This is a genomic window from Saccharothrix hoggarensis (assembly GCF_052936025.1).
On the sequence record NZ_CP193624.1, the window covers coordinates 3,516,737 to 3,530,880 of the forward strand.

The following is a 14,144-nucleotide window of genomic DNA, read 5'->3' on the forward strand; positions in this document are numbered from 1 at the left end:
CAAGGTGTTCGTCAGGTGTGCGGGGGTGCGAGGGTGGCAGGCTCGGTAACCGTGACCGCCGGCCACGACACGGTCGTCCTGGTCGTCCAGGACGACGACCCGACCTCTCCCGCCGACGTGGCGCGGTGGCTCCGCGAGCGCCTGGACGGGTGGCGCGAGCTGGACGTGCTGCTGGTCGGCGTCGTCGTGGGGGAGCTGTTCGGCAACGCCCGGCGGCACGGTTCGCCGCCGTACGTGCTGGAACTCGTGCTCGACCGGTGGCGGGAAGCCCTGGTGGTGAGCGTGCGCGACCGCGCCCTCGGCGGGTCGGGGCCGTGGCGGTCGGCGGCCGGGCTGCTGCTGGTCGACGGGCTGACCGACAGGTGGGGCGTGCTGACCCAGGGCGCGTTCACCACGGTGTGGGCCGAGGTGGTCTTCGAGGACTGAGACCCTGGCGATCTACGCCCGATCGTGACGCTTAGGACACCACCCGTTCGGGAAAACAGGCACGGTGGGACTCCTCGGCATCGACCCGGTGCGCGCGGCGGGCGGCATCGCCAACGCGGCGGGCGGCATCGCCAAGGGGCTGATCGGGCTCGCCCTCGCCCCGCTGGAGCAGACCGCCGTGCTGCGCCGCGACCGACGGAAGGTGTGGTCCTGCCCCGGTCGGCTGCACATCGAGGCGCACGGCGTCCACGGCCCGCGCGGCAGGCAGGTGGCCGGCCGGATCGAACGGGCCGTGGAGGGCCACCCCGGAGTGCTCTGGGCCCGGGTGAACGCGCCGTCCGCCCGCGTGATCGTCGCCGTCGAGGACCCCGCGCCGCCCACCTCCGAGCTGGTCGCGCTGGTGCGCAAGGCGGAGGCCGAGCCGGTCACCGAGGACGAGCGGCTGGTCGAGGACGAGCTGCACCACCCGGCGGACGGCCTGAAGGGCACCCGCCTCCTCTCGACCTTGGCCGCGGACACGGTGGGCTTGGCGTTGGCGGCCGTCACGAAGGTCGCGCCGTGGGCTCCGCTGCCCGGCGAGCTGGGCGCGTTGGTCGCGGCCGTCGACCTGCACCCGAAGCTGCGCGAACTGGCCGCCGGTCGGTTGCAGGGCCGCGAACGCGCCGACACGGCCACGTCCGTGGTCGCCGCCCTGGTGCAGGGCCTCGCGTCGCGCGGCGAGGGGACGTTGCTGGACCTCGCGCAACGCGTGCAGCAGTGGCGCGAGGTGAAGGCGCACGAGCAGGCGTGGTGCGCCGCCGAGTCCGGGCTGATCCGCGGGCCGGACGACGCCGAGGCGGAGCCGATCGTGGTGGAGCGCCCGCGTCCGCTGCCGGAGGGCCCGGTCGACCGCTACGCGCGGCGGGCCCTCGCGGCGGGGGCGGCGGCCGGGCTCGCGGCGGTCCCGTTCACCGGCCCGCGCCGGGCCGCGGCGCTCGGCGTGGCGAGCCTGCCCAAGGCGCCGTCGGTGGGCGGCGCCGCGTTCGCCGCGCAACTGGGCCGCGTGCTGGCCGGGCGGGGCGCGCTGGTGATGGACCGGACGGTGCTGCGCCGGCTGGACGCGGTGGACGTGCTGCTGCTCGACGAGGGCGCGCTCGGCTCGGGCCGGTCCGTGCTCGCCGACCTCGTGCCGCTGCCGGACGCGGACGCCGTCGAGGCCGCCGAGCGGGCGTTCGCGCTGTTCGACCCCGAGGACCCGGCGGCCGTGCGGCGGGACGGAGAGTGGGTGATCGGCCCGGTCGACCGGCTCGACGTGCCGGGCCGCAAGGGGGTGCGCGAGCAGCGCCGGCTGGCCGGGCACGCGATGGTGCTCGGGCTGGCCAAGGGCCGCCGGCTCGAGGCCGTGCTGGCGGCCGACCCCGAGACCACGCCCGCGGTGGACGCCATCGCGGCGGCGGCGCGGGACGCCGGGCTGCGCGTGGTCGTGGCCACGGACCGCGACCGGTCGCCGGTCCGGTTCGCCGACGACGTCGTGCCGTCGGGCGCCGGGCTGGTCGGCGCGGTGCGCGGCCTCCAAGGCGACGGGCACGTGGTGCTGCTCGTGTCGGACGACCGCCGGGCGCTGGGGGCGGCGGACTGCGGTGTCGGCGTGCGGCGGGACGGCGGACCGCCGCCGTGGGGCGCGCACGTCCTGGTCCGCGACCTCGAAGCCGCCGTGCTGCTGGTGGAGGCGGTCCCGGCGGCACGGCGGGTGAACCGCGACGGGATCATGCTGGCCCAGGCGGCGAGCGGCATCGGCGCGGTCAGCGCGCTGAGCACCCGAGGTCCCGCACCGGCCCGCAGCGCGGCCCGTGCCGTGGACGGCGCGGCGGCCGTCGCGTTCGTGGACGGCGTGTGGCGCGCGAAGCGGCTCGCCGGCAACGGCGCCGTGCCGGTCACGCCCACCTCCCAGCCGTGGCACCTCATGCCCGCGGCCACCGTGCTCGACCGGCTGGGCTCGACCCGCGACGGGCTGGCCGACCGCGAGGCCAAGCGCAGGCAGCGGACGTCCACCGGGCGGCAGGCCGTCGGCACCAGCCTCGGCAGCGCTTTCCTCGCCGAGCTGGCCAACCCGCTGACCCCGGTGCTCGCGGGCGGCGCGGCGGTGTCGGCGGCGGTCGGCTCACCGGCCGACGCGGCGCTGGTCGCGGGCGTGGTGGGCGTGTCCGCGCTGATCGGGAGCGTGCAGCAGGTCGTCACCGACCGGGCGCTGGCGTCCCTGCTCGGCCGCTCGGCGGTGCGCGCCACCGTGGTCCGCGACGGCGGCGAGCACGACGTGACGGCCGACGAGCTCGTGCTGGGCGACGTGGTCCGGCTCGGCGCGGGCGACGTGGTGCCCGCCGACTGCCGGCTGCTCGGCGCCGAAGGGCTCGAAGCCGACGAGTCGTCCGTGACCGGCGAGTCCCTGCCGGTGGCGAAGGACCCGGCGCCCGTGGTGGCCGCGGAGCTGGCCGACCGGACGTCGATGCTCTACGAGGGCACCACGATCGCGGCGGGCACGGCGCTGGCCGTGGTGGTCGCCACCGGGGACGCCACGGAGGTCGGCCGCAGCATGGCGGCGGCCCGGCGCAACGTGCCCACCACGGGGGTGGAGGCGCGGCTGGCCGAGCTGACCCGCAAGACGCTGCCCGTCGCGCTCGGCTCGGCGGCCGCGGTGACCGGCGCGGGCCTGCTGCGGGGCGTGCCGCTGCGGGAGAGCATGGGCGCGGCGGTGAACCTGGCCGTCGCGTCGGTGCCGGAAGGGCTCCCGTTCCTGGTCAACGCCGCGCAGCTGGCCGCGGCACGGCGGCTGGCCGAGCACGGCGCGCTGGTCCGCAACCCGCGCACGATCGAGGCGCTGGGCCGCGTGGACGTGCTGTGCTTCGACAAGACCGGCACGCTCACCGAGGGCAGCCTGTCCGTCAGCCGCATCGACAACGGCCGCCGCGGCGCCGCTCCCGGCGCGCTGGACGACGACCTGCGCCGCGTCTTCGCCGCCGCCGTGCGGGCGACACCGGCCGCCGACGACCCGGTGGACCTCGCGCACCAGACGGACCGCGCGGTGCTGGAGGGCGCGCGGCGCGTGCGCGTGGGCCCCACGACCGGCGCGCGGGGCTGGACGCTGGTCGAGGCGTTGCCGTTCGAGCCGTCCCGCGGCTACCACGCCACCGCGGGCCGGATGGGGAAGCGGCTGGTGCTGAGCGTGAAGGGCGCGCCCGAGGTGGTGCTGCCGCGCTGCGACCTCGACCCGGCCGCGCTGCGGCGGCTGGAGGAGCGGGTGCGCCGGCTCGCCGGGCGTGGGCACCGGGTGCTGGCGGTCGCCGAACGCGCCGACCTCGCCGCGGAAGCGCGCGCCGACGGCGACGCGGTGACCGACGACGACGTGACGGGCTTGTCGCTGCTGGGTTTCGTCGCGCTGGCCGACCCGGTCCGCGACGGCGCGCCGCCGGCCGCGGCGAAGCTGCGCGAGGCGGGCGTGCGGATCGTCATGATCACCGGCGACCACCCGGCCACCGGCGAGGCCATCGCGAGCGAGGTCAGCGGCGACGACGACATGACCGTCGTGACGGGCTCGCGGATCGACGAGCTGGCGGACGACGAGCTGGACGCCCTGCTGCCCACCGTGGACGTGATCGCCCGCTGCACGCCGTCGCAGAAGGTCCGGATCATCGAGGCGTACCAGCGGCTCGGCCGGGTGGTCGCCATGACCGGCGACGGCGCGAACGACGCGCCCGCCATCCGGCTCGCCGACGTGGGCATCGCCCTGGGCCGGCGCGGCACGCCGGCCGCCCGTGCCGCCGCCGACCTGGTCGTCACCGACGACCGGCTGGAGACGATCATCGCGGCGCTGGTCGAGGGCCGTGCCATGTGGGCGTCGGTGCGGGAGGCCCTGGCGATCCTGCTCGGCGGCAACATCGGCGAGATCGCGTTCACGGTGCTGGGCTCGGCGCTGAGCGGGCGGTCGCCGCTGACCGCCCGGCAGCTGCTCCTGGTGAACCTGCTGACCGACCTCGCGCCCGCGCTGGCCATCGCGCTGAGCCGGCCCGCCCGCGAGTCCGTGCCCGACCTGCTGCGGGAAGGGCCGACGTCGTCCCTGGGCAGCGCGTTGAACCGGGACATCACCGCCCGCGCCATCACCACGACGCTCGGCGCGACCGCCGCGTGGACGGCCGCCCGCCTCACCGGTCGGGCCCGCCGGGCGAGCACGGTCGCGCTGGCGGCCCTGGTCGGCACCCAGCTCGGCCAGACCCTCGTCACCGGCGGGCTGGACCGGTCGGTGCTCGCCGCGAGCCTCGGCTCGGCCGCCGCGCTCGCCGCGGTGATCCAGACGCCCGGCGTCAGCGGGTTCTTCGGCTGCACGCCGCTGGGCCCGGTCGGCTGGGGCATCGCCCTGTCCAGCGCCACCGCCGCGAACCTGCTCGGCCTGGTGCTGAACCCGCTCGTCACTCGACGTGCTGAGTGACCGTGCCGCGCACGAAGTGCCGCTGCGCCACCAGGAACAGCAGGACCATCGGCACGGTCGCGACCGCGCTCGCGGCGAGGACCAGCTCCCACTGCTCCTCGCCGCCCTCGCCGAACCGGTCCAGCACCGCCTTCAACCCGCGCGGCAACGTGTACAGCTCGGGTTCGCGCAGGTAGATCAACGGCTTGACGAGGTCCGTCCACGCCGCCTTCAGCTCGAACACGAACACCACGACCAGGCCCGGCTTCGCCAGCGGCAGCGCGAGCGACGTGAACAGCCGCCACGCGCTCGCGCCGTCGACCTTGGCGGCGTCGAACACCTCGCGCGGCAGGCCGAGGAAGAACTGGCGCAGCAGGAAGATGTAGAACGCCGAGCCGAACAGGTTCTGCGCCCACAGCGGGACCTGCGTGGTGGCCAGGCCCAGCGCGTGCCACTCCAGGTAGACCGGCACCATGGTCACCGCGCCGGGCAACATCATCGTCGCCAGCACCACGCCGAACAGCAGGTCGCGGCCCGGGAACCGGAACATCGCGAACCCGAACGCCACCAGCGCGCTCGCCACCGTGGCCGCTGCCGCTGCCGCCAGCCCCACCGCGACGCTGTTGCCGATCCACGTCAGCAGCGGCACGGCCTGCCACACCTCGACGTAGTTGCCCGGCGAGAACGGCCGGGGCAGCAGCGCGTTGTCGAACACGTGCGCCCGGTCCTTCAGCGACGCGCTGACCAGCCACCAGAACGGGTAGCCGAACGCCGCGGTGACGACGAGGAGCGCCGCCCACACCCCGACGCGCCTCACGACCGATCACCCTCGTAGTGCACGTACCGGCGCGACAACCGCACCTGCACGGCCGTGATGACGGCGATCACCGCGAACAGCCCCCACGCCAACGCGGACGCGTACCCCATCCGCAGCGACCCGAACGCCTCCTGGAACAGGTGGATCACGTAGAACAGCGCCGCGTCGCCCTCGGCGGACTGCTTGGCCCGCGCGCCGAAGAACATCGCGTACGCCTCGGTGAAGACCTGCAACGACGCGATCGTGTTGACCACGACGGTGAAGTAGACCGTCCCGCTGATGCCGGGCAGCGTCACGTGCCAGAACTGCCGCCACGGGCTCGCGCCGTCCAGCCGCGCCGCCTCGTACCGCTCCACCGGCACGCGGGTCAGCGCCGCCAGGTACAGCACCGCCGTGCTGCCGACCGTCCAGAGGCTCATCACCACCAGGCCCGGTTTGATCCACGCCGGGTCGGTGGTCCAGTTCGGGCCCTGGAACCCGAACCAGCCGAGGAAGCCGTTCACCGCGCCGTGCTGCCCGTTGAGCAGCAGCAGGAACATCGCCGCCAGCGCCACCGGCGGCGTCATGACCGGCAGGTACAGGATCGTGCGGAAGAACCCGCTGCCGCGCCCGGCCCGGCGCAGCAGGCTCGCCAGGCCGAGCGCCAGCACGATCTGCGCGGGCACGTGCAGCGCGGTGAAGAACACCGTGTTCCACAACGCCGTGCCGACGCGCTCGTCGACCAGCGCCTCCCGGTAGTTCTCCAGGCCGACGAACGACGGCGGCTTGAGCATGTCGTAGTGCGTCAACGACAGCCAGAGGCTGAACAGCATCGGCCCGGCGGTGAACGCCACGAACCCGATCACCCACGGCAGCAGGAACAACCACCCCGCCCGCGCCTCACGTCTGCTGACCGTCACGGCCTACCTCCCGCCCACCCGCTTGAGCGCCCGTTCCGCCTCGCGCTGCGCCTGCGCCATCGCCTCCTCCGGGGTCTGCTGCCCGACCAGCACCCGGTTGACCGCGCCCTCCCAGGCGCGCACCAGCTCGCTGCCGGCCGGGCTCGGCGGCAGGGCGAACGCCTTGTCCTGCAACGACATCACCACCGGCACGCCCTTCTCCAGGATCGGGTTGCCCTTCGGGTCGAACACCTCGCGGAAGATCCGCTCGTCGGCGTCGCGGTTCGCGGTGAACGTGCCGCCGTACGGCCGGCCGGCCTTGGCCAGCGCGTCCCGCCGCGCCGTCGCCGCCGTCACCCAGGTCCGCGTGTCGGTCATCGTGACGAGGAAGCGGCAGGCCAGCTCCGGGTGCCGGGCGCCCTTCGGGATCGCCCACGCCTGCCCGCCGGACTCGGTCAGCACCTGCCCGTCCCGGTCGGTGAACGGCGCGATCGTCACGTCGACGTCGGGGGAGTTGGTGGCCAGCGTGTTGAGGTACCAGGAGTCCATCGGCATCGCGGCGAGCTGCCCGGTCACGTACTGGTTGTTCGCGCCGAACTGGTCGAACGTGTCGCGGAACGCCTTGAACGTCGCCCAGCCGCCCTGACGGGCCACCAGGTCGGCGGTGTGCCGGACCGCCTCCACCACGCGCGGGTCGTCCAGGCGGGCGTCGGGACCGATCAGCTCGGCGCCGTTCGCCTTCGCCCACAGCGGCAGGAACTCCGGCACCTTCGGGTCGAAGCCGATGCGCTCCACCCGCCCGTCACGGACCACGGCCAGCCGGTCGGCCAGTCCGCCCAGAGCATTCCAGTCCGATGTGGACAGTGCGGCCGGGTCGAGGCCCGCGGCGCGCACCACCGGGTTGTTGACGATCATCAGCCGGACGCTGGAGAACTCCGGCAGCCCGTACACCTCGCCCTGGTAGGTGACCTGCCGCAGCGCCGCCTCCCGGAACCGGCCCAGGTCCACGCCGTGCTCGCGCACGCAGGCGTCCAAGCTCTGCACCGCGCCGCGCGCCGCGTACCCGCCGAGCTTGCGCCGCTCGGCGTAGACCAGGTCGGGCGGGTCGCCCGCGGCCACGGCGGACAGGAACTGCTGCTCGTCGAACGCGCCTTCGCTGATCCGCAGGTCGACGCCGGGGTTGGCTTCGCGGAACACCGCCACCCGTGCCGTCGCGTGCTCGTCCGGAAGGCCGAACCCCATGGTGACGAGCGCGCCGGACGTGTCCGCCCCCAGCCCGCCGCACCCGCCGACGACCAGCAACACCGTGACCAGGAGCCACCGCATGCACGCCTCCCCCCACGCCCGACGTCGCCGACGACGTCACCGAGACGGTTCCCGCGGCGACAGCCCGTCACACCAAGGTCGCCCGGTTGGCGCAAGCACGCAAAGGTTTCGTGGCCCTCACCGGTCGACCGGGACCGGCGCGCTGCACCAGAATCGGCACGTCACGCCGTCGAGCCGGGAGGTCGACCCGCCCATGAGCCCCAGCGCACCACCCGTCGGCCGTTGGGCGCACACGTGGGTGTCGGCGCCGCAGGCGGCCGAGCCGGACAACATGCCGCCCGCGCCGTTCACGCGCGACGGCGTGGTGCTCGCCGACGCCACGCTGCGGCAGACGGCGCGCGCCACGATCGGCGGCGACCGGCTGCGGCTGCGGTTCTCCAACGCGTTCGGCGGCGCGGTGCTGCCCCTCACCGCCGTGACCGTGGCCCGTCCCGTCGACGGACGCGCCGGTGTCGGCGCCGTCGAGCCGGGCTCGGCCCGCCCGGTCACGTTCCACGGGCGTGCCGGCGTGGTCGTGCCGATCGGCGCTCAGGTGGTGTCGGACCCGCTGGACTTCCCGGTCGAGCCGGAGGCGAACCTGACCGTGACGGTGCACCTGGCCGACGGGCAGGCGTCCGGGACCGTCACCTCGCACCCCGGCTCCCGGACGACCTCGCACCTCCTGGCGGGCGACCACGTCGCGGCCGACGACCTGCCCGGCGCGACCACCGCCGACCACTGGTACTTCCTCAGCGGCATCGAGGTGTGGTCCGGGCGCGAGGCGTCCGCCGTCGTCACGCTGGGGGACTCCCTGACCGACGGTCGAGGCTCCACCACCAACGGCAACGACCGCTGGCCCGACCGCCTGTCGGCCCGGCTGCGCGCCCACCCCGCCACCGCGGACGTCGCCGTGCTCAACCAGGGCATCGGCGGCAACCAGGTGCTGGGCGAAGGCCTCGGCCCCAGCGCCCTGGCCCGGCTGGACCGCGACGTGCTGGCGTTGGCCGGGGTGGCGTGGTTGGTGCTGTTCGAGGGCGTGAACGACCTCGGCACCGCCGACTCGACGCCCGACGCGCAGAAGCGGGTCGCCGACGACCTCGTGGCCGCGTACGAGCAGGTCCTGACCCGTGCCCACGCCCGCGGCGCCGCCGTGTGCGGCGCGACGATCACCCCGCTCGGCGGCAGCGCCCAGTACGACGACCCGGACGGCCACCGTGAGGCGGCACGCCAGGCGGTCAACGAGTGGATCAGGAAGGGCGGGCGGTTCGACGCCGTGCTGGACTTCGACGCCGCCGTCCGCGACCCGGACGAGCCGCGCCGCCTGCTCCCCGCCTACGACGAGGGCGACCACCTGCACCTGAGCCCGGCCGGCTACCAGGCGCTCGCGGACGCCGTGCCGCTGGAGCTGTTCACCCGGCGTCCGTGAGCCTCCGGCCAAAGCGTTGCCACGCAAAAGTTTCGTGGGTTCAGCCTGTCGAAAATGGACTGACGACGGCGTGTTCTCCCTTGCCCGCGAACCGGAACCGCCCTAGGTTTGACCACGGCACCGGTCCCGAGCCACGGAGGAACCCGCCCATGATCGACGTGCACCCCGCGTGGCTCCCGGCCTCCGCGTTCCGGTCGGTCGGCTCGCGGCGGGTCCGCGTCACCGGGGACGGACCGGTCGTCGCCACGGTGCGCGACGAAGTCCGGACCGCGGTCGCCGACCACGGTGGCGCGCTGGTCGAGGACGGCCCGGCGGACCTGGCCCTGGTGTGCGCGCCGGACGACGGCGAGACCGACCCCGAGGCGTTCGTGGTGGGCCGCGAAGGCACGACCACCGTGGTGCGCGCCGTTGACGGCGTCGGCCTGCTCTACGGCTTCCACCACGTGGTGCGGCAGGGCGAATCGGCGTTCACCGGCGACGGCGAGGCCCGGCGGCACGCGCCGCGGCAGCCGATCCGCATGCTCGACCACTGGGACAACGTGGACGAGCACCCGGTGATGGGCCAGGTCGAACGCGGCTACGCGGGCGGCTCGATCTTCTACGCCGACGGCGGCGTGCGCGAGGACCTGTCGCGCGTCCGCTCCTACGCGAGGCTGCTCGGCTCGATCGGCGTCAACCGGGTCTGCCTCAACAACGTCAACGTGCACCGCACCGAGGCGCGCCTGCTGACCGACCTGCTGCCGGACGTGGTGCGGCTGGCCGAGGTGTTCCGCCCGCACGGGATCAGGGTGCACCTGTCGGTGAGCTTCGCCGCGCCGATCACCCTGGGCGGCCTGCCCACGGCCGACCCGCTCGACCCGGCGGTGCGCGACTGGTGGGCCCACGTCACGGCCGACGTGTACGCGGCGATTCCGGACTTCGGCGGGTACGTCGTCAAGGCCGACTCGGAGGGGCAGCCGGGCCCGTTCGCCTACGGCCGCGACCACGCCGACGGCGCGAACACCCTGGCCCGCGCCCTGGCGCCGTTCGGCGGCACGGTGTTCTGGCGCGCGTTCGTCTACAACCACCGCCAGGACTGGCGCGACCGCTCGACCGACCGCGCGCGGGCGGCGCACGACCACTTCGCCCCGCTCGACGGTTCGTTCGACGCGAACGTCGTGCTGCAGGTGAAGAACGGCCCGCTGGACTTCCAGGTGCGCGAGCCGGTGTCGCCGGTGATCGCGGCGATGCCCCGCACCCGTCTCGCGGTGGAGTTCCAGGTGACGCAGGAGTACACCGGCCAGCAGAAGCACGTGTGCCACCTCGTGCCGCAGTGGCGGGAGGTGCTGGCGTTCCGGCCGTGGGGCGAGGACGGGCACACGGTGGCCGACGTCGCCGCGGGCCGGGCCGGCACGCCCGCCGGGGGAGTGGTGGCGGTGTCGAACGTCGGCGACGACCCGTTCTGGACGGGCCACCCGCTGGCGCAGGCCAACCTGTTCGGCTTCGGCAGGCTGGCGTGGGACGACCGGCTCGCGCCGGAAGCCGTGCTGGACGAGTGGATCGGCCTCACGTTCGCCGACGACTCGGTGCGGGACGCGCTGCACGGGCTGATGGACGGCTCGTGGCGCACCTACGAGCGGTACACGGCACCGCTGGGCGTCGGGTTCATGGTCCGACCGGGCGATCACTACGGGCCGGACGTCGACGGCTACGAGTACTCCCCGTGGGGCACCTACCACTTCGCCGACCGCGACGGTGTCGGCGTGGACCGCACCCGCGCCACGGGCACCGGGTACACCGGCCAGTACCCCGTGCCGTGGCGCGACCGGTACGAGTCCGTCGAGACGTGCCCGGACGAGCTGCTGCTGTTCTTCCACCACGTGCCCTACGACCACGTCCTGCACTCGGGCGAGACGGTAATCCAGCACATCTACGACACGCACTTCGCCGGCCGCGACGAGGTGGCCCGGATGGCCGACACGTGGGCCGGCCTGGCCGACCGGGTGCCGGCGGACGTGTTCGGCCGCGTCACCGAGCTGCTGGCGGAGCAGCTGCGGTGCGCGACCGAGTGGCGCGACCAGGTCAACACGTACTTCCGGCGCAAGTCGGGCGTGCCCGACAAGCACGGCCGCACGATCTACTGACCGCTACCCGCGGCGGATGACGTGCACCGCCGCCGGGGCGAGCGCCAGCTCGTCACCGGCGCGCAGGTCGTGCCCGCTCAGCAGGTCGGTCCCGTCCACCGGAACGCGCACGGTGCGGGCCTCGCCGTGGTTGAGCACGAACAGGTGGCGGACGCCGTCCGGGGTGACGCGTTCGGCGACCTCGACGTCGGGCACGTCGGCGAGCGGGCCGAGCAGGTCGTGCTCCGCCAACGTCGACCGCACCACCGACGCGACACCGGCGTCGTCCAGCAACGTGCCCACGTACCAGGCACTTCCGGCGCCGCGCACGGCTCTGGTGACGGCCGGCGTCCCGGCGTAGAAGTCGGCGCCGTAGGTGCCGCGGACCTCCGCCGCCGGCCCGCCCGGCGCCGCCTCGGGCACGATCAGCTCGAACACGTGCCGCGCCTCGTGCACCTCGCCGTCGAGCGCCACCGGGTTCACCACGTGTGGCTGCCGCGCGTCGGTCTCCTCCACCCGCAGCCCGAGCAATCCGGCGAACGGCCCCGGCACGTCGGCGAGGAACGCGTTGTCCTCCTCGTCCACCCGGCCGGACAGCGCGGTCGTCACGAACGTCCCGCCCCGCTCGACCAGCGCGGTGACCCGGTCGGCCAGGTCGCCCTTCACCATGTGCAGCAACGGCGCCACGACCACGTCGTACCGGGTCAGGTCCGCGGTCACCGGCACCACGTCGACCGACGCGTTCGCCTGCCACAACGCCCGGTGGTACGCCGTCAGCACGTCGAGGTACCGGACGTTACGGTTGGGGCCGTCGGACATCTCGACCGCCCACCAGCTGTCCCAGTCGACCAGCAGCGCCACCCGCGCCGGGGTTCGGCCGCCGAGCAGCGCGTCACCGACCCGTGCGAACTCGCCGCCCAGCTCGACGACCTCCCGGAACACCCGCGTGTCCGTGCGACCCGCGTGGTCGAGCACCGCGCCGTGGTACTTCTCGCACGCCCCGCGCGACTGCCGGAGCTGGAAATACAGGACGGCGTCCGCGCCGTGCGCGACGGACTGCCACGACCACAGCCGCAGCACGCCCGGCCGCTTCACCGGGTTGACGTCGCGGCTCGCGGTGACCGACGGCGTCTGCTCCATGACCCAGAACGGCGCGCCGTCGCGCAGCCCGCGCATCAGCCCGTGCGCCAACGCCATCCGCGAAGCCGTGCGCGACGGCGACGCGTCCTCCGGCGGGTAGTTGTCCCACGACGCGAAGTCGAGGTGCGGCGCCCACCGGTGGTAGTCGATCGGCTGGTACAGGCCCATCATGTTGGTCGTCACGGGCGTGTCCGGCACGTGCGCGCGGATCGCCGCCTTCTCCGCCACGAAACCGCCCAGCAGCGCGTCGGACGTGAACCGCCTGTAGTCCAGCGTGATGCCCTGGAACGCGGTGTGGTCCGGCCCGCGCCAGTGCTCGGACAGCGCGTTCGGCGGCGGGATCTGCGCCCAGTCGGTGAACGTGTGCGACCAGAACGCGGTGTTCCACGCGGCGTTGAGCCGGTCGAGGTCACCGTAGCGCTCGCGGAGCCAGTCCCGGAACGCCTCGCCGCACCTCGGGCACCAGCACGTGCCGCCGTACTCGTTGCCGACGTGCCAGGCGACGATCGCCGGGTGGTCGCCGTACCGCTCGGCGAGCTTCCCGGCCAGTGCCACCGACAGCCGCCGGAAGTCGGGCGACGACGGGCACGCGTTGTGCCGCTGGCCGTAGACGTGCCGGCGTCCCTCGAAGTCGACCCGGCACGCGTCCGGGTACGCGTGCGCGAGCCACGGCGGCATCGCGCCGCTCGGCGTCGCCAGGACGATCCGCACGCCCTCGGCCGCGGCCCGCTCCACGATCGCGTCCAACGTCGAGAAGTCGTACCGGTCCTCGGCGGGTTGCAGGTGCGCCCACGCGAACACGCCGACGGTCACCGTGTCGATGCCGGCCGTCGCGAACGCCGCGTAGTCCTCGTCCCAGACGTCGCGGGGCCACTGCTCGGGGTTGTAGTCGCCGCCGTAGCCGATCCGCCGGGTCACGCGGTGAACCTCTCGGTGGCGTCGCGGAGCACGGGGTCGGCGTTGCGGAGGAGGGCCAGCGTGAACGGGGACGCGAGCAGCGCGAGCACCCAGTCGGACGTGAGCACGACGAGCCCGCCGGCCGCGACCAGCAGCGAGAACGCGCCGAGCGTGCTCGCCGGCCGTGCGGCCAGGTAGTAGGACGCCAGGCGTGCGGTGTCCCGGGTGCGCAACGCGAGGGTCGACGACAGCACGAGCGCGTGGGACGACCACAGCAGCAGCGCCACCGCGATCACCACCAGCACCAGCTCGTACCCGGCGGGCACACCCGCCACGCCGAGGTTCGCGAGGCTGAAGCCGATGATCGTGAGCACCGCCAGCGCGGGCAGCCACCACCGTAGGACGTCCAGCGCGTTCAGCCGGTAGCCGCGCCAGTAGTGGCGGGCGGGGGAGAGATCCCGGTCGTTCAGGAACACCCGCCACGCGAACAGCGCGGCGGACAGCGCGGGCGCCAGCGGGGCGAAGCACAGGCCGATCAGCGGGGCGTTGCCCGCCTCCCCGACCAGGAACACCACCAGCAGCAACGGCGGCCCCGCCGTCAGCAGGAGCAGGCCTTCGACGACGAGGAACCAGTACACGACGGCCGACCAGCGGGACAGGACGCCCTTGCCGATCTCGTCCGCCGGGTCGCCGCGGCCGGGTGTGGTCGCCACGG

Annotated in this window: 9 protein-coding genes; 4 read left to right on the top strand and 5 right to left on the bottom strand. The window is 74.5% G+C overall.

The features are described from left to right. Nucleotides 1–33 precede the first annotated feature (33 nt). Nucleotides 34–426, top strand: a complete 393-nt coding sequence (locus tag ACRAKH_RS16175; RefSeq protein WP_380730707.1) for an ATP-binding protein — start codon at nucleotides 34–36, stop codon at nucleotides 424–426. 64 nt (nucleotides 427–490) lie between these two features. After that, nucleotides 491–4,885, top strand: coding sequence for an HAD-IC family P-type ATPase (locus ACRAKH_RS16180; protein ID WP_447009918.1), 4,395 nt, complete (start codon nucleotides 491–493; stop codon nucleotides 4,883–4,885). On the opposite strand, the gene ACRAKH_RS16185 is transcribed toward ACRAKH_RS16180, so the two are convergent. Genes ACRAKH_RS16185 through ACRAKH_RS16195 form a run of 3 tightly spaced genes read right to left on the bottom strand, consistent with a single transcriptional unit; the run spans nucleotide 4,866 to nucleotide 7,885 of the window. Further along, nucleotides 4,866–5,681, bottom strand: a complete 816-nt coding sequence (locus tag ACRAKH_RS16185; protein WP_380721836.1) for a carbohydrate ABC transporter permease — start codon at nucleotides 5,679–5,681, stop codon at nucleotides 4,866–4,868. The genes ACRAKH_RS16180 and ACRAKH_RS16185 overlap by 20 nt on opposite strands. Beyond that, a complete protein-coding gene (locus ACRAKH_RS16190; protein WP_380721838.1) occupies nucleotides 5,678–6,580 on the bottom strand; it encodes a carbohydrate ABC transporter permease in 903 nt (300 codons plus the stop codon). The genes ACRAKH_RS16185 and ACRAKH_RS16190 overlap by 4 nt, the downstream gene beginning before the upstream one ends. 3 nt (nucleotides 6,581–6,583) lie before the next feature. After that, nucleotides 6,584–7,885 carry an extracellular solute-binding protein gene (locus ACRAKH_RS16195; protein WP_380721840.1) on the bottom strand — a complete coding sequence of 434 codons (1,302 nt, stop codon included), beginning with the start codon at nucleotides 7,883–7,885 and terminating at the stop codon, nucleotides 6,584–6,586. A 193-nt stretch (nucleotides 7,886–8,078) separates the two neighbouring features. Between ACRAKH_RS16195 and ACRAKH_RS16200 the strand changes: the two genes are divergently transcribed. Together ACRAKH_RS16200 and ACRAKH_RS16205 are read left to right on the top strand one after the other, a co-directional pair. Beyond that, complete coding sequence (locus ACRAKH_RS16200; protein WP_380721842.1) at nucleotides 8,079–9,290, top strand: SGNH/GDSL hydrolase family protein; 1,212 nt, start codon at nucleotides 8,079–8,081, stop codon at nucleotides 9,288–9,290. A gap of 149 nt (nucleotides 9,291–9,439) precedes the next feature. Further along, nucleotides 9,440–11,413: an alpha-glucuronidase gene (locus tag ACRAKH_RS16205; RefSeq protein WP_380721844.1), complete on the top strand. Its 1,974-nt coding sequence runs from the start codon at nucleotides 9,440–9,442 to the stop codon at nucleotides 11,411–11,413. A 3-nt stretch (nucleotides 11,414–11,416) separates the two neighbouring features. Here the strand turns inward: ACRAKH_RS16205 and ACRAKH_RS16210 are convergent, their stop codons facing one another. Further along, the gene (locus ACRAKH_RS16210) at nucleotides 11,417–13,450 is read right to left on the bottom strand and encodes a beta-galactosidase (protein WP_380721846.1); all 2,034 of its coding nucleotides are present in this window, start codon (nucleotides 13,448–13,450) and stop codon (nucleotides 11,417–11,419) included. Next, nucleotides 13,447–14,142, bottom strand: coding sequence for a glycosyl transferase (locus tag ACRAKH_RS16215; RefSeq protein ID WP_380721848.1), 696 nt, complete (start codon nucleotides 14,140–14,142; stop codon nucleotides 13,447–13,449). The genes ACRAKH_RS16210 and ACRAKH_RS16215 overlap by 4 nt, the downstream gene beginning before the upstream one ends. Nucleotides 14,143–14,144 lie beyond the last annotated feature (2 nt).